Below are 17,184 nucleotides of genomic sequence, written 5' to 3'. Positions count from 1 at the left end.
ACTCACCACCACAACGAAAACAAGGAGAATCAGGTCATGGCAGAACGGGTAGTCCTGGCATATTCCGGCGGGCTCGACACGTCGGTCGGTATCGGCTGGCTGAAAGACGCCACCGGCAAAGAGGTCGTCGCCCTCGCGATCGACGTGGGACAAGACGGCGAAGACATGGATGTGATCCGCCAGCGTGCGCTCGACTGCGGCGCCGTCGAATCCGTCGTGGTCGACGCCAAAGACGAGTTCGCGAACGATTACCTGGTGCCCGCCATCAAGGCCAACGCGCTCTACCAGAAGCGTTACCCGCTGGTGTCGGCGCTCAGCCGTCCGCTGATCGCCAAGTACCTGGCGTCCACGGCCAAGGAACTCGGCGCCAACAGCGTTGCCCACGGCTGCACGGGCAAGGGCAACGACCAGGTTCGCTTCGAAGCTGCCGTCGCCGCTCTCGCGCCCGATCTCACGTCGCTCGCACCGGTCCGCGACTTCGCCCTGACGCGCGACAAGGCCATCCTCTACGCGCAGGAGCACAACCTGCCCATCGAGCAGTCGAAGAAGAGCCCGTACTCCATCGACCAGAACGTCTGGGGCCGTGCGGTCGAGACCGGTTTCCTCGAGGACCCGTGGAACGCGCCCATCGAAGACCTGTACACGTACTCGAAGGACCCGGCCGAGGCTCGCGAGGCCACCGAGGTCACGATCACATTCGACCAGGGTGTTCCGGTGGCGATCAACGGCCAGCCCGTGACGCCTCTGCAGGCCGTCGTGCAGCTGAACAAGCTCGCCGGTGACCAGGGGGTCGGCCGCATCGACATCGTCGAGGACCGTCTCGTCGGCATCAAGAGCCGCGAGGTGTACGAGTCGCCCGCCGGTCTCACGCTGATCGCCGCACACGAGGAGCTCGAGAACGTCACGATCGAGCGCGACGTCGCACGCTACAAGCGCCGCGTCGAGGCCGAATGGGCCGAGCTGGTATATGACGGTCTGTGGTTCTCGGGCCTCAAGCGCGCGCTCGACTCCTTCATCGACGAGACGCAGCGTTTCGTCTCGGGCGAGGTGCGTCTGTCGCTTCACGCCGGCAAGGCCACGGTCACGGGTCGCCGCAGCGACGTGGGTCTGTACGACTACAACCTGGCCACCTACGACACCGGTGACACGTTCGACCAGTCGCTCGCCAAGGGCTTCATCGAGCTGTGGTCGCTGCCGTCCAAGATCTCGGCTCGCCGGGATCTCGCGAACTAGCATGGCCGTCGACAACACGGCTGGCGGGGCCACCCCGAGCGGATCCCTCTGGGGTGGCCGCTTCGCGGGTGGCCCGTCCCCGGCCCTGCAAGCGCTCAGCAAGTCCACGCACTTCGACTGGATCCTGGCGCCCTATGACATCGCGGGTTCGAAGGCCCATGCCACAGCGCTCCACGCGGCCGGCTACCTGACCGCGGATGAACTCGAGCGCATGCACCATGCTCTCGACGCGCTCGCCGCAGACGTCGCCGATGGCAGCTTCCAGGCCGTCGAGGCGGACGAAGACGTGCACGGTGCGCTCGAACGGGGCTTGATCCAGATCGCTGGCCCCGAGCTGGGGGGCAAGCTCCGCGCCGGCCGCAGCCGCAACGATCAGATCGCCACGCTCGTGCGTCTCTACCTGCTCGATCAGGCGGGTGCCATCGCGCACGGCGTCATCCAGTTGATCGACGCCATCGCGGCACAGGCGGATGCTCATCACGGCGCCATCATGCCGGGCCGCACGCATCTGCAGCACGCTCAGCCCGTCCTGCTCTCGCATCACCTCCTCGCGCACGCCTGGCCGCTGGTCCGCGATCTCGAGCGTCTGGGGGAGTGGTCGAAGCGCGCCAGGGTCTCGCCTTATGGCGCGGGTGCCCTCGCGGGCAGCTCGCTCGGTCTCGATCCGTCGCTCGTCGCCCGCGAGCTCGGCCTGTCCGGCGCGCTCGAGAATTCGATCGATGCGACGGCGGCGCGGGATGTCGTGGCCGAGTTCGCCTTCATCACGTCGCTCATCGGCGTGAACCTCTCGCGTTTCGCCGAAGAGATCATCCTGTGGAACACGCGGGAGTTCGGCTTCGTGACGCTCGACGACGGATACTCGACGGGTTCGAGCATCATGCCGCAGAAGAAGAACCCCGACATCGCCGAGTTGGCGCGGGGCAAGTCCGGGCGCCTCATCGGCAACCTGTCGGGCCTGCTCGCCACGCTCAAGGGGCTGCCGCTCGCCTATAACCGCGATTTGCAAGAAGACAAGGAGCCGGTCTTCGACTCCGCCGAAACTCTCACGGTTCTCCTCCCGGCCTTCACAGGCATGGTGGCAACGCTCACGTTCCACACCGACCGCATGGCCGAGCTCGCGCCCCAGGGGTTCTCGCTGGCCACGGATGTCGCGGAGTGGCTCGTCAAGCAGGGTGTGGTGTTCCGTGAGGCCCACGAGATCAGCGGCGCCCTCGTGCGCTTCTGCGAGGAGCGCGGTCTCGACCTCGCCGACCCGTCCGACGAGGACCTCGCCGCGGTGTCGCCGCACTTGACGCCCGCGGTTCGCGAGGTCTTGACGGTCGAGGGCTCGGTTTCGAGCCGCATCGGCACAGGCGGCACGGCCCCCGTGCGCGTGGCCGAGCAGCACCAGGCACTCACGAAGCGCGTCGCCGAACTCGCCTCGGGCTTCTTCGCCTGACGGAAGCGTTCCGCAGTACTCGCCAACAGGGGCGGCCCGATCTCATTCGAGCCGCCCCTGTTGCGGTGGTATTCGGATGATTTCAGCGCGCCAGCAATGCGATCGCGGCTCCCGCGCTCGCCCACACCAGGCTGGCGAACGTGCCGATGATGAACCGCTCCCGCGTCTCCGGCTCCGACAGTTCGGAGAATCGACCGACACCCTTGATCGCCACGACAACGGCGAGCCCTTCGGGATACCCGGCCAGCAGCGACGCCGCAACCGCTATGCGCTCCAAATAGCCGATCGTCGCGCCCCCGCGCAACACTTCAACGGGTTGCCCGGCCCGCTCTCCGGCCCGGTCCGCCCCGCCGGCCGATAGGTTGGCCGGGGACTCCGCCCCGCGCTCGGCAGCCTGCTCCCGGTTCATCGCAGCGGCTGGCGTCACGTCGCCGGCCATCAGGTCGCAGGCACCGCCCGTCATCGCTCCGTTCGCTCGGGCAGCGCTCGCTGGGGCGCCCGTCGGGTCGTCGTGCCGGTGAGGTGTCGCCCCGTCATCCGCTCCGTCGCGCGCACCCCGGCTCGCAAACGGTGCTGCGACCATGATCCCGCCGTGAGTGCCATCCGCAACCGACCCCCGCGTAGCGAGATCGAGCACGGCGACGACGGCTGGCCCGCCACCCACGACCGCGATGGCAACGCCCAGGAGCGCGAGCACGAAACCTACCCCGTCGAGCAACGGCGGCAGCGGCATCAGCAGCAGAATGATCTCGATCACGACGAGCACCGCGCTGGCGATGACGACGAGGTGCCGCCGGGGCCTGCTCGCGATGATGGCGCACACGAGTGCGGTGACCGCGATCAACACAGTGACACTCGACACGGTGATCGCTGCGTAGAGCTCGTTCTGGTTCATGCGTTCATCCTCCCGTGTCGGTGGCTGTCATTCCATCAGAAACCACTGACACGGATGCTCGGGTCGCGAGCTTTCCCAGTCGATCGAGCAGACGCCGCAAGGCCACGATCGAGCGGTCTTCGAGGCGTATTCCGGCGGCCCTGATGCGCAAACTGGCAGCGGATGCCGTGATCCCCAATGCCTCTGCGGCCTGCTTCTGGCTCATCCCGCTCGCCAAAAGGTCAGCGATTTCCCAACCGCCGTCGGTGCGTCGTTCCCGCAGCGACAGGAGCAGGTCGATCAGCGCTTCGCAATCGTGCGCCAGATCGGCCGCCTCACCCTCGTCGGCAACCGTCTCGAGAGCGAACCGTGTCGGCGCCTTTTTGGCCCGATCGACCGCGGCTCGCGCGGCGTAGTACGCGTCCCCGGTAGCTTCGCGCGTCGAAGCCGGCAGCGGTTGTCGCACCCCGCCAACCCCGACACCCACGCTCCACGATCCCGCACGCGTCAGCTCGAGCACGATGTCGAGCACCGCCCCGGCATCGTCGACGGCGACCTGAAACTCATCGCCGGCGGTCCGCTCGGCCGGCAGCACGAGAGTGTCGGCATACGTCACGGTCACGTCGCGCACCGCGCGCCCGACGAGATCGTCATGCGCCCGGCTATCGACCTGATCCACTGTCACAACAAACACAACATCCCCAAACCCTCAATTCCCCCAACATAAGCCCAAACACTCAACTCCACAACATTAAGCAAATACGCAAAACTTCCTTTGACACAACTCGTGCTCGCAAGACACGCACATTCCCGACCCGCCACGTGTGTACTCGTCGGTTCTCGCCGATCGATCCGCGGAATGTGCACCCGACCGCCTCCGCATCTCCGCACCCCCTCGCTGATAGCCTTGTTCCGTGCCCGACCTGCAACGAACCCCCGCAAACGACCCGACTTTCGACAATGTGTGGGACGAGATCCTCTGGAGAGGTCTCGTCCATGTGTCGACCGATCAGGAACAGCTCCGCACTCTCCTCGGCGGCGAACCGATCACCTACTACTGCGGCTTCGATCCCACGGCTCCGAGCCTGCACCTCGGCAACCTCGTCCAGCTGCTCCTCATGCGCCGTCTCCAACTCGCCGGCCACCGGCCGCTCGGTCTCGTCGGTGGATCGACAGGTCTGATCGGCGATCCGCGTCCGACGGCAGAGCGCACCCTCAACACCCCTGAGGTCGTCGCCGGCTGGGTGAGTGACCTGCAGAAGCAAGTGTCGACCTACCTCAGCTTCGAGGGGGACAACGCAGCGAGCCTGGTCAACAACCTCGACTGGACGGCGCCCCTCACGGCCATCGAGTTCCTGCGCGAGATCGGTAAGCACTACCGCGTGGGCACGATGATCAAGAAGGACGCGGTGAGTGCCCGCCTCAACTCGGAGAACGGCATCAGTTACGCCGAGTTCAGCTACCAGATCCTCCAGGGCCTCGACTACCTCGAGCTTTTCCGCTCGCGGCAGTGTGTCCTGCAGACGGGTGGCAGCGACCAGTGGGGAAACCTCACGAGTGGCACGGACCTCATCCACCGGGTCGAGCGGGCCACGGTGCACGCCATCGGCACGCCGCTGATCACCAATTCAGATGGCACCAAGTTCGGCAAGAGCGAGGGTAACGCCGTCTGGCTCAACCCCGAGATGACCAGCCCGTATGCCTTCTACCAGTTCTGGGTCAACACCGATGACGCCGATGTGATCGAACGCCTGAAGGTGTTCACCTTCCTCACGCGCTCCGAGATCGAATCGCTCGAGGCCGCGGTCGAGCAAGAACCGTTCAAGCGTGAAGCGCAGAAGACTCTCGCCTACGAGGTCACGAGCCTCGTGCACGGTGTGGATGCCACCAATGCGGCCATCCTCGCCGCCCAGGCTCTCTTCGGCCAGGCCGATCTGACCGAGCTCGACCCCGGCACCCTTCGGGCGGCTCTCTCCGAACTCCCGAACGTCAACGTCCCATCGGGCGCACCCGTCACCCAGCTCCTCGTCGATACGGGTCTCACGTCGAGCCTCGGCGAAGCGCGCCGAGCAGTCGCTCAGGGTGGGGTCTACGTCAACAACATCAAGGTCACCGATGACGCTGCCACCGTCGTCGACGTTCTGCCCGGGGGAGTCGCGGTCCTCCGTCGCGGCAAGAAGACCCTCGCGGGCATCTTCCTCGAGCAATAACGTTCGCGACGAACATCGGATGCCGGTCACCCACGTGGTGGCCGGCATCCGTCGTTTCCGCGTAAACACGGGCGACACGCCCGGGATGCAGCCCGAATTTGCGGCGGTCCCAGGACCTGCGTAGAGTAACTACTCGTCACCCCAAAGGTGCGGGAGAGCCGAAGAGCTTCCCGGCCTCAAGCGGGGGCCAATCCCAATCAGTTATCGAGTTGAACTTGTTCAACGGAGCATAATGATCTAGGATTGAGAACCCACCACCGGAGTTATTTTCTCCCACTTGTGCGCCTCGGCGCCAGACGTGAGAAGCTCTTGAAAATGTGGTGTAGGTTAGAGAAGTTGCCCTGATGAACTGCCTTCGGGTGGGTTTGTTGGGAGCGTCTGATCTTTGAGAACTCAACAGCGTGCACAATGTCAAATGCCAAATAACCTCGGCATCCTTTATTGGGTGTTTGAGATTTCTTTGAGATTGAAAATGAATGTCAGTTGATATTCGGATTTGGTCAGATTGAACTCGTGTGGATTGTTCGCCTATTCCGGTGGCTTTTCGCACATCTGAATGTGCCGTCGCTTCTTTGGGAGTGGTTGGCAGATAAACATTTACGGAGAGTTTGATCCTGGCTCAGGACGAACGCTGGCGGCGTGCTTAACACATGCAAGTCGAACGATGAAGCCCAGCTTGCTGGGTGGATTAGTGGCGAACGGGTGAGTAACACGTGAGTAACCTGCCCTTGACTCTGGGATAAGCGCTGGAAACGGCGTCTAATACCGGATATGACAACCGACGGCATCGTCTGGTTGTGGAAAGAATTTTGGTCAAGGATGGACTCGCGGCCTATCAGCTTGTTGGTGAGGTAATGGCTCACCAAGGCGACGACGGGTAGCCGGCCTGAGAGGGTGACCGGCCACACTGGGACTGAGACACGGCCCAGACTCCTACGGGAGGCAGCAGTGGGGAATATTGCACAATGGGCGAAAGCCTGATGCAGCAACGCCGCGTGAGGGACGACGGCCTTCGGGTTGTAAACCTCTTTTAGCAGGGAAGAAGCGAAAGTGACGGTACCTGCAGAAAAAGCACCGGCTAACTACGTGCCAGCAGCCGCGGTAATACGTAGGGTGCAAGCGTTGTCCGGAATTATTGGGCGTAAAGAGCTCGTAGGCGGTTTGTCGCGTCTGCTGTGAAATCCCGAGGCTCAACCTCGGGTCTGCAGTGGGTACGGGCAGACTAGAGTGCGGTAGGGGAGATTGGAATTCCTGGTGTAGCGGTGGAATGCGCAGATATCAGGAGGAACACCGATGGCGAAGGCAGATCTCTGGGCCGTAACTGACGCTGAGGAGCGAAAGGGTGGGGAGCAAACAGGCTTAGATACCCTGGTAGTCCACCCCGTAAACGTTGGGAACTAGATGTGGGGACCATTCCACGGTCTCCGTGTCGCAGCTAACGCATTAAGTTCCCCGCCTGGGGAGTACGGCCGCAAGGCTAAAACTCAAAGGAATTGACGGGGGCCCGCACAAGCGGCGGAGCATGCGGATTAATTCGATGCAACGCGAAGAACCTTACCAAGGCTTGACATATACGAGAACGGGCCAGAAATGGTCAACTCTTTGGACACTCGTATACAGGTGGTGCATGGTTGTCGTCAGCTCGTGTCGTGAGATGTTGGGTTAAGTCCCGCAACGAGCGCAACCCTCGTTCTATGTTGCCAGCACGTAATGGTGGGAACTCATGGGATACTGCCGGGGTCAACTCGGAGGAAGGTGGGGACGACGTCAAATCATCATGCCCCTTATGTCTTGGGCTTCACGCATGCTACAATGGCCGATACAAAGGGCTGCAATACCGCAAGGTGGAGCGAATCCCAAAAAGTCGGTCCCAGTTCGGATTGAGGTCTGCAACTCGACCTCATGAAGTCGGAGTCGCTAGTAATCGCAGATCAGCAACGCTGCGGTGAATACGTTCCCGGGCCTTGTACACACCGCCCGTCAAGTCATGAAAGTCGGTAACACCCGAAGCCAGTGGCCTAACCCTTGTGGAAGGAGCTGTCTAAGGTGGGATCGGTAATTAGGACTAAGTCGTAACAAGGTAGCCGTACCGGAAGGTGCGGCTGGATCACCTCCTTTCTAAGGAGCATATGGCGCCTCTTCGTTGAGGTGTCCAGAGCCGCGATCGAGACGAATGTTCTCGCGTGGTGCTCATGGGTGGAACATTGACATTGACATCATCGTGAACGTGTTCACGGCGAGTACGTCTTCTTCGGGAGATTGGAAAGCTGTGGCAGGGGAGTGGTGGTGTATGCACGCTGTTGGGTCCTGAGGGACCAGAAACGTGAAGGCCTCCTATTGAGGGGGATTTGCGGGACTGACTCTTACGGACCTTTTTGGTCTGGGACCTGGGTTGATCGGCATTACTAGCCGGTTGGGCAGGTACCGCCCGTACTTTGAGAACTACACAGTGGACGCGAGCATCTTAGATGCGGAACTTTATGTTCCGTGTCTTGATAAACACAATGATTTATCCAACACTTCGGTGTTGGTGATCCATTGGTCAATTTCTTACGAGAAATTCGATTCGAACTCATGTGATTTCAAGTTTCTAAGAGCAAACGGTGGATGCCTTGGCATCTGGAGCCGAAGAAGGACGTAGTAATCTGCGATAAGCCTCGGGAAGCTGATAAACGAGCTGTGATCCGAGGATTTCCGAATGGGGAAACCCCGCCAGGCCCTTTGGGTGACCTGGTGACTCCCGCCTGAATATATAGGGCGGGTAGAGGGAACGGGGGGAAGTGAAACATCTCAGTACCCTCAGGAAGAGAAAGCAAAAGCGATTCCGTGAGTAGTGGCGAGCGAAACCGGAACAGGCTAAACCGATTATGTGTGATATCCGGCAGGAGTTGCATGGTCGGGGTTGTGGGACTTTTCTTTTCTGTCTGCCGATGGAGAAGGGTTAGAGCGCTGTATAGACGAATGATTTTGAATGATCAGTCAGAGAGGGTGCGAACCCCGTAGTCGAAATGCAGTTATCGCCCGAAGAGTATCCCAAGTAGCACGGGGCCCGAGAAATCCCGTGTGAATCTGTCAGGACCACCTGATAAGCCTAAATACTCCCAGATGACCGATAGTGAACAAGTACCGTGAGGGAAAGGTGAAAAGTACCCCGGGAGGGGAGTGAAATAGTACCTGAAACCGTTTGCTTACAAACCGTTGGAGCCTCCTTGTAGGGGTGACAGCGTGCCTTTTGAAGAATGAGCCTGCGAGTTAGCGATATGTGGCGAGGTTAACCCGTGTGGGGTAGCCGTAGCGAAAGCGAGTCTGAATAGGGCGATTCAGTCGCATGTCCTAGACCCGAAGCGAAGTGATCTATCCATGGCCAGGTTGAAGCGACGGTAAGACGTCGTGGAGGACCGAACCCACTTCAGTTGAAAATGGAGGGGATGAGCTGTGGATAGGGGTGAAAGGCCAATCAAACTTCGTGATAGCTGGTTCTCTCCGAAATGCATTTAGGTGCAGCGTTGCGTGTTTCTTGCCGGAGGTAGAGCTACTGGATGGCCGATGGGGCCCAAAAGCTTACTGACGTCAGCCAAACTCCGAATGCCGGTAAGTGAGAGCGCAGCAGTGAGACTGTGGGGGATAAGCTTCATAGTCGAGAGGGAAACAACCCAGACCACCAACTAAGGTCCCAAAGCGCGTGCTAAGTGGGAAAGGATGTGGAGTTGCACAGACAACCAGGAGGTTGGCTTAGAAGCAGCCACCCTTGAAAGAGTGCGTAATAGCTCACTGGTCAAGTGATTCCGCGCCGACAATGTAACGGGGCTCAAGCACGCCACCGAAGTTGTGGCATTTATATTTTAGCCCGGCCCACTTGTGGGTCCAGGCGTATGGATGGGTAGGAGAGCGTCGTGTGGCGAGTGAAGCGGCGGTGTGAACCAGCCGTGGACGCCACACGAGTGAGAATGCAGGCATGAGTAGCGAAAGACGGGTGAGAAACCCGTCCTCCGAAAGACCAAGGGTTCCAGGGCCAGGCTAATCCGCCCTGGGTAAGTCGGGACCTAAGGCGAGGCCGACAGGCGTAGTCGATGGACAACGGGTTGATATTCCCGTACCGGCGAAGAACCGCCCAAACTAATCCAGTGATGCTAAGAGTCTGAATCCTTGTCACTGATCCCTTCGGGGTGACGGTCAAGGCCTAGCGCTCGACCCTATGCTGGTGCGGTTAGCGTATTAACAGGTGTGACGCAGGAAGGTAGTCGGTCCTAGGCGATGGTTGTCCTAGGCCAAGGTTGTAGGCCGAGAGATAGGCAAATCCGTCTCTCATCAAGGCTGAGAACTTAAGGGGAGCCCGTAAGGGCATGATCCGATGATCCTATGCTGCCAAGAAAAGCATCGACGCGAGGTTCTAGCTGCCCGTACCCCAAACCGACTCAGGTGGTCAGGTAGAGAATACTAAGGAGATCGAGAGAATCGTGGTTAAGGAACTCGGCAAAATGCCCCCGTAACTTCGGGAGAAGGGGGGCCTAAGGCGTGAATGGACTTGCTCCAGTAAGCGCTGCAGGGCCGCAGAGACCAGTGGGAAGCGACTGTTTACTAAAAACACAGGTCCGTGCTAAGTCGCAAGACGATGTATACGGACTGACGCCTGCCCGGTGCTGGAAGGTTAAGAGGAACGGTTAGCCGTAAGGCGAAGCTGAGAATTTAAGCCCCAGTAAACGGCGGTGGTAACTATAACCATCCTAAGGTAGCGAAATTCCTTGTCGGGTAAGTTCCGACCTGCACGAATGGCGTAACGACTTCCCAGCTGTCTCAACCGCGAACTCGGCGAAATTGCACTACGAGTAAAGATGCTCGTTACGCGCAGCAGGACGGAAAGACCCCGTGACCTTTACTACAGCTTGGTATTGGTGTTCGGTGTGGCTTGTGTAGGATAGGTGGGAGACTGTGAAGCGGGCACGCTAGTGTTCGTGGAGTCATCGTTGAAATACCACTCTGGTCACTCTGGATATCTAACTTCGAACCGTAATCCGGTTCAGGGACAGTGCCTGGTGGGTAGTTTAACTGGGGCGGTTGCCTCCCAAAAAGTAACGGAGGCGCCCAAAGGTTCCCTCAACCTGGTTGGCAATCAGGTGGCGAGTGTAAGTGCACAAGGGAGCTTGACTGTGAGACTGACAAGTCGAGCAGGGACGAAAGTCGGGACTAGTGATCCGGCAGTGGCTTGTGGAAGCGCTGTCGCTCAACGGATAAAAGGTACCTCGGGGATAACAGGCTGATCTTGCCCAAGAGTCCATATCGACGGCATGGTTTGGCACCTCGATGTCGGCTCGTCGCATCCTGGGGCTGGAGTAGGTCCCAAGGGTTGGGCTGTTCGCCCATTAAAGCGGTACGCGAGCTGGGTTTAGAACGTCGTGAGACAGTTCGGTCCCTATCCGCTGCGCGCGCAGGAAATTTGAGAGGATCTGACCCTAGTACGAGAGGACCGGGTTGGACGAACCTCTGGTGTGTCAGTTGTTCCGCCAGGAGCACCGCTGATTAGCTACGTTCGGGATGGATAACCGCTGAAAGCATCTAAGCGGGAAGCCGGCCTCAAGATGAGATTTCCATGCCTTCGGGCGAGAGGCTCCCAGCCAGACGACTGGGTTGATAGGCCGGATGTGGAAGAGAGGACTAAAGACTCTCGGAGCTGACCGGTACTAATAAGCCGATAACTTGATAATCACCCACCCCCTTTGAGGGGTGAAGCATGAAATTCGTATCGAATGACATGATGCTACGCGTCCACTCTGTGGTTCTCGATGTACGGTCGAGAACAAAGCAACACAACATAACTGAACAGCTACACCCGTTCAGAACCCCACAACACCCGTGTTGTGGAAGGTCACGGGTGAAGTCTTCGGAACATGAACTGATCGTATGATCCCTAATGTTTCGGCGGCCATAGCGAGAGGGAAACGCCCGGTCACATTCCGAACCCGGAAGCTAAGACTCTCAGCGCCGATGGTACTGCAGGGGGGACCCTGTGGGAGAGTAGGACACCGCCGGACTTAACATTGAAAATGGCCACCCAACACGTTTGGGTGGCCATTTTCGCTTTAACACCACCAGATGATACAAACTGGTACTCACACCTCAACAGCGACCACACCACCTCGGGAGAGAGCTATGTCCGATAACACAGACAACGAGCGACGAAACGATCGCACCAACCGAGGCGACGGCGAACGACGCTCTGGCGGCGAATACCGCGGCGACAAAGCCGGTGGTCGATCTGGCGCTTACGGCACGGGTAATGGAGCCCGGGGCGGAAGCAACTCCGGCCGCGGCGGGTACGGCGCTGGCGCGGGCCGCGATGGTCAGCGCAATGATCGGTCGAGTGGTTCGGGGGGCCGGGACGGTCAGCGCGGGGAGCGTTCATACGGAGCGCCACGTGACAGTGGTCGAAGCGAACGCCCGGCCGCGGGAGCCGGGCGTGACGGACACCGGTCGGAACGCCCGTCAGGTGCGGGCCGAGGCGGAGACGGCGCCGGGCAGGGTTCAGGTCGCCCGAACGGTGCCGGACGCGACGGTGCAGGTGCCGGTCGCTCCTACGGTGAACGTGGCGGGCAGAGCACTGGACGCTCCTACGGCGACCGCGACGGTCAGGGTGCTGGACGGAGTTACGGAAGTGGCTCGCGTGACAGTGGGCGCGGTGAGCGCTCGTACGGCGGTGCCGCACGGGATGGTGGCGGTGCTCGCGACGGCCAGCGCGGTGAACGGCCCTACAGCGGCGGTTCGCGCGACGGCGGGCGCGGTGAGCGCTCGTACGGCGGCGGTGCACGTGACGGCCAGCGCGATGGGCGCTCGTATGGCGCTGGTCGTGATGGTCAGCGTGCAGCGGGCGACCGCGACGGTCAGCGTCCTCCTCGCTCGAGCGGTGCACGCGACGGCGACCGCGGACCCCGTTCATTCGGTGGGGCTCGCGAGGGGGAACGCTCCGAGCGTTCGTTCGGCGGAGGCGCACGAGGGGGAAGCGGAGAGCAGCGTGGCGGGGACCGGTTCCCGCGGCGCGACGACCGGGGTGGGCGCGACGACGCGCGCCGTTCCGATCGTCCGAGCTATGGTGACCGCGACGGTGGACGTGGGCGCGATGATCGTGGCCGGGGGAAAGACTGCCTGTGGACTCGCGACGGACGCCCGGCTCGCGGCGACCGCGATGCACGTGCCCAGGAAGAAGAGCTGACCGAAGAGCAGAGAATGGCTCGGGAGCTGCGCTCGGTTCGTACCCGGCACGATGACCCCGACATCCCGGACAGCGTCAAGCCCGACGATCTCGACCGGGTTGCTCGCAACGAATTGAAGACCTTGACCAAGGAGAACGCGGAGTGGGTTGCGCGTCACCTGGTCATGGCCGCAACGCTGATCGACGATGACCCGACGCGCGCTCATCAGCACGCCTTGTCGGCAGCACGTCGAGCCGGTCGCATCGGTGTCGTGCGGGAGACGCTCGCGATCACGGCATACGAAACGGGCGACTATGCCCTGGCACTCCGTGAACTGCGCACCTATCGCCGCATCACGGGGTCGAACGACCAGCTGCCTCTCATGGTGGACTCCGAGCGTGGTGTGGGTCGTCCCGAACGGGCGCTCGAACTCGGGCGCACGGTCGACCGGGCCGAACTGTCGCCGGCCGTGCGTGTGGCTCTGTCGATCGCCATGTCTGGTGCGCGGCTGGATCTGGGGCAGTCCGACATGGCGCTTGCCGAGTTGCAGGTGCCGGAGCTCGACCCGAACAAGGCGTTCGAGTGGAGCCCCGAGCTGTTCGCGGCCTATGCCGAAGTTCTGGGGGAGCTCGAGCGGAGCGACGAGGCCGCCGTGTGGCGGAAGCGCGCAATCGTTGCCGCCGAGGTGCTGGACGAACGCAGTGGCGTCTTCGAGTCCGAGACGATGGATGTCTACGAGGAGGAGCTCGAGGGCGATGAGGAAGAGCTCGAGGGCGCTGCCGAAACCGCTGCTGAAGCATCCACTGGCGTGCCGCCCGTGAGTGATGAGGACGATCTGTCAGAGGCGGGGGAGCCTGTCGCCGTGAGCGCGAACGATGCGTCGTACGTCGATGAGAGCGAAGACGACCTGATTGACGTTGAGTTGCGTGGCGATGACGAGCGTGACGATGAGCTGTCCGATGTTGACGAGAGCGGCGTTGACGAGAGCGGCGTTGACCTGGTTGACGTTGAGGAGCGCGGAGACGGCCTGAGCGAGGATGACCTGCGCGACGTTGATGACCGTGACGTCGAGGGCAGCGATGTCGACGCCGCAGGCGAGAAGGATGAGCGTCGTGCTGAGAAGGAAGACTAAGGCTGTGCGGGCTCCGCTGGATGGGGTTGACGTTGTGCTGGCCGACCTCGACGGCGTCGTGTATGCCGGGGCTGGCGCCATCCCACACGCTGTCGAGAGTTTGAATCGTGCCGCAGAGACCATCCGCGTGGGGTACATCACCAACAACGCGTCACGGACCGATGCGACTGTGGCCGGGCACCTGAACGAGTTGGGGCTGCACGTTGCTCCCGAGGAGATCGTGACGAGCCCTCAAGCTGCTGTGCGGTTGCTGGCCGGGACGGTCGAGCCGGGCGCGACCATTCTCGTCGTCGGTGGTGACGGGTTGGTTCGCGAGATCGAGAAAGCCGGCTATCGTGTGACGCGGTCGGCGGAGGATTCGCCCGCGGCCGTTATGCAGGGGTTCGCGCCCGAGGTGGGATGGACCCAGTTGGCCGAGGCCGCTTTCGCTCTGCAGCGGGACGACGAGCTGCCGTGGATTGCGACGAACACGGACTGGACGATTCCTCAGGCACGGGGCATTGCTCCGGGTAATGGAACGCTCGTGTCCGCTGTGCACACCGCCATCGGACGGCTCGCCGTTGTCGCAGGCAAGCCGGAGGTGCCGATTTTCGAGGAGGCCAAGGCGCGCTTCGGCGCGAGCAAGCCCCTGTTCATCGGTGATCGTCTCGACACCGACATCCTCGGCGCGAACCGTGCAGGGATCGATTCCGTGCTCGTGCTGACGGGCATCGACAAGGCGAAGCATGTTCTGGCGGCGGATAAATTCTCGCGGCCGACGTACATCCTCGAGGATCTGCGGCAGCTGCATGAGCCCTATCCGGAGACGCGACTGTCGAAGGATGGCCGGACGGCGACGGTGGGCTCGGCGACCGTGTCGATCGAGGGAAACGATGTCGTGATCGTCGCCGACGGCGATGGAGGGATCGACCTGCTGCGCGCTGCGTGTCAGGCGATCTGGGCGTCCGGACGCGCGATCTACGGTTTGAACGTGCCGGAGCGGCTGTACGCCTGACGGGACTGAGGGCGGTTCTGTCGATGCGGGGCTGGCGCTGGCTGCCCGGTCGTCTCCGTGGCGGGATGGGGTGCTCCCGTCCCGCCACGACACACGGTGCCGGCAACGGATGCCGTCGCGTTCAGCCAGTGGTTCTGCACAGCGCTGAGAGCTCAAATCTGTCCACAAGGGGGCTCCGTCGGCGTTCGATTGTGGCGGAAGAGCTACGCTGGTGACTGTGATGGAGACCAACGAAACCCGCGATGACGATGGACTCGTGTCGCGCCTTCGGTTGATCGAAGACCGGCCTCTCGAAGACCGTGCCGGCGCTTATGCCGCCGTGCACGAAGAGCTGCGCGCTGTGCTCGAAGGGGGCGATTCTCCCGCCGGCGGGGGAGCCTCATGACCGAGCGGCTCGACGTCGCGTTGGTGACACGAGGACTCGTTCGTTCACGCACTCAGGCTGCCCAGGTGATCAGCAACGGGCTCGTCTCGGTGGGCGGCGCGACCATCCTGCGTGCCTCGCACAAGGTCGCAGAAGCCGACGACGTGACCGTCGACGGCATCGATCATTACGTGAGCCGAGCGGCACACAAGTTGCTTGCAGCGTTGGACGTGTTCGGTGTCGACGTGACCGGCCGGTCCGCGCTGGATGTCGGCGCTTCGACGGGTGGTTTCACACAGGTTTTGCTGGAACGCGGCGCTCGATCGGTCATCGCGCTCGACGTCGGTCACGGTCAACTCGCAGAAACCATTCGACAAGACCCGCGGGTCACGGTCGTGGAGGGGTTCAATGCCCGCGAGTTGTCGGCCGAAGCCGTCACGAAGATGGCCCCCGATGGTGAACGTCCCTCGGTGGTTGTCGGTGACGTGTCATTCATATCGCTGACTCACCTCCTCGGGCCCATCGTCCGCAGCGCCAGTGACGATGCCGACCTGTTATTGCTGGTGAAGCCACAATTCGAAGTTGGTCGCGAAAGCATCCGAGAGGGTGTCGTCCATCGGCCCGCGCTGCGCGAACGTGCCGTGTGTGACGTGCTCTGGGCCGCCTGGGATCAGGGGCTCGGCACCGTGGGCGTGGCTGAATCGCCTCTCGTCGGAAACCACGGCAATCACGAGTACCTGATCTGGCTGCGCCGTGTCGAGGCCCCGAGCCGGTCAGGTGTTGCGGCCCAGAATCCGACAGAATGGTTGGAACGCATAGCAACCATGACAGGAGTGTGAACGCGTGACCGACGCTTCTGAGCGGTACATCCTCGTGGTGTCCCATACCGGCCGAGCCGACTCGATCGACGCCGCCGTGCAGGTGGTAAACCAGTTGCGCGCCGCCGACATCACGCCGGTCCTGTTCTCCGCCGAGCGAGACGACATCCTCGAGCGCGTGCCCGACCTGGGTTACGTGGCGATCCTCGACCAGGACATCGTTCCGTCTGAACTCGAACTCGTCATCGTGTTGGGTGGCGACGGGACCATCCTGCGGGCGGCCGAGATCGTGCGCGGATACTCGGCGCCACTGCTCGGTGTGAATCTCGGGCACGTCGGCTTCCTGGCCGAGAGCGAACGCGACGATCTGGCGGATGCTGTGAAGCGCGCCGTGGCCCGGGATTATCTCGTCGAAGAGCGTATGACCCTGTCCGTGCGGGTCAAGGTCGGCGACGAGGTCGTCTACAGCAGCTGGGCTCTCAACGAGGCGACGGTCGAGAAGGCGAGCCGCGAACGCATGCTCGAGGTCGTGATCGAAGTAGATGGGCGGCCACTGTCCTCCTTCGGGTGCGACGGAGTCGTCGTGTCGACGCCGACCGGCTCCACGGCATATGGGTTCTCGGCGGGCGGGCCCATCGTGTGGCCGACCGTCGAGGCGATCACGCTCGTTCCGCTGAGCGCGCACGCCCTCTTCGCTCGCCCCATCGTCGTGGGCCCCGATTCTCCCTTGGCTATCGAATTGCTCGAACGCACCGACGGCACGGGTGTGCTGTGGTGCGACGGGCGTCGCACGCACGACCTGGCCCCGGGCGCGCGCGTCGTGGTGCGCAGATCATCCACGCCCGTGCGTTTGGCGCGTCTCCACCAGGGGCCGTTCACCGATCGCCTCGTCAACAAATTCGAACTCCCTGTGACCGGATGGCGGGGGCCGGCCTAA

General features: G+C 62.0%; 11 protein-coding genes and 3 rRNA genes. 12 read left to right on the top strand and 2 right to left on the bottom strand.

Going from position 1 to position 17,184, the window contains the following annotated elements; genetic code table 11:
- Positions 1–36 precede the first annotated feature (36 nt).
- Entirely contained in the window at positions 37–1,233 is a 1,197-nt protein-coding gene (locus ACZ6IE_RS09020; RefSeq protein ID WP_464607662.1) for an argininosuccinate synthase, read from the top strand.
- A gap of 1 nt (position 1,234) precedes the next feature.
- Complete coding sequence (gene argH, locus ACZ6IE_RS09015) at positions 1,235–2,671, top strand: argininosuccinate lyase (protein WP_464607661.1); 1,437 nt, start codon at positions 1,235–1,237, stop codon at positions 2,669–2,671.
- Positions 2,672–2,753: 82 nt separating this feature from the next.
- On the opposite strand, the gene ACZ6IE_RS09010 is transcribed toward argH, so the two are convergent.
- On the bottom strand, positions 2,754–3,566 hold the full coding sequence (locus ACZ6IE_RS09010; protein WP_464607660.1) for a hypothetical protein: 813 nt from the start codon (positions 3,564–3,566) through the stop codon (positions 2,754–2,756).
- Between the two features lie 4 nt (positions 3,567–3,570).
- Entirely contained in the window at positions 3,571–4,224 is a 654-nt protein-coding gene (locus tag ACZ6IE_RS09005) for a DNA-binding protein (RefSeq protein ID WP_464607659.1), read from the bottom strand.
- A gap of 235 nt (positions 4,225–4,459) precedes the next feature.
- Here ACZ6IE_RS09005 and tyrS point away from each other — a divergent pair, with 235 nt between their 5' ends.
- The 10 genes from tyrS to ACZ6IE_RS08955 all read left to right on the top strand — a co-directional run bounded on the left by tyrS (position 4,460) and on the right by ACZ6IE_RS08955 (position 17,184).
- A complete protein-coding gene (tyrS, locus tag ACZ6IE_RS09000; protein WP_464607658.1) occupies positions 4,460–5,755 on the top strand; it encodes a tyrosine--tRNA ligase in 1,296 nt (431 codons plus the stop codon).
- A 596-nt stretch (positions 5,756–6,351) separates the two neighbouring features.
- Positions 6,352–7,873, top strand: a 16S ribosomal RNA gene (locus ACZ6IE_RS08995).
- Between the two features lie 462 nt (positions 7,874–8,335).
- A 23S ribosomal RNA gene (locus ACZ6IE_RS08990) occupies positions 8,336–11,457 on the top strand.
- 210 nt (positions 11,458–11,667) lie between these two features.
- Positions 11,668–11,784, top strand: a 5S ribosomal RNA gene (gene rrf, locus ACZ6IE_RS08985).
- The 16S, 23S and 5S rRNA genes sit together here, the layout of an rRNA operon.
- A gap of 383 nt (positions 11,785–12,167) precedes the next feature.
- Positions 12,168–12,959 (top strand): hypothetical protein, encoded by a 792-nt coding sequence (locus ACZ6IE_RS08980; protein WP_464607657.1) that lies wholly within the window; start codon positions 12,168–12,170, stop codon positions 12,957–12,959.
- Between the two features lie 14 nt (positions 12,960–12,973).
- Positions 12,974–14,071 carry a hypothetical protein gene (locus ACZ6IE_RS08975; RefSeq protein ID WP_464607656.1) on the top strand — a complete coding sequence of 366 codons (1,098 nt, stop codon included), beginning with the start codon at positions 12,974–12,976 and terminating at the stop codon, positions 14,069–14,071.
- Complete coding sequence (locus ACZ6IE_RS08970; RefSeq protein WP_464607655.1) at positions 14,043–15,065, top strand: HAD-IIA family hydrolase; 1,023 nt, start codon at positions 14,043–14,045, stop codon at positions 15,063–15,065. The genes ACZ6IE_RS08975 and ACZ6IE_RS08970 overlap by 29 nt, the downstream gene beginning before the upstream one ends.
- A 217-nt stretch (positions 15,066–15,282) precedes the next feature.
- Positions 15,283–15,450 carry a hypothetical protein gene (locus ACZ6IE_RS08965; RefSeq protein WP_464607654.1) on the top strand — a complete coding sequence of 56 codons (168 nt, stop codon included), beginning with the start codon at positions 15,283–15,285 and terminating at the stop codon, positions 15,448–15,450.
- Positions 15,447–16,268, top strand: a complete 822-nt coding sequence (locus tag ACZ6IE_RS08960; RefSeq protein WP_464607653.1) for a TlyA family RNA methyltransferase — start codon at positions 15,447–15,449, stop codon at positions 16,266–16,268. Before ACZ6IE_RS08965 ends, ACZ6IE_RS08960 begins: the two co-directional genes overlap by 4 nt.
- 4 nt (positions 16,269–16,272) lie before the next feature.
- Complete coding sequence (locus ACZ6IE_RS08955; protein ID WP_464607652.1) at positions 16,273–17,184, top strand: NAD kinase; 912 nt, start codon at positions 16,273–16,275, stop codon at positions 17,182–17,184.

It is taken from the genome of Okibacterium sp. AC114 (assembly GCF_979253355.1).
This window is presented reverse-complemented; position numbering and strand designations above follow the sequence as displayed.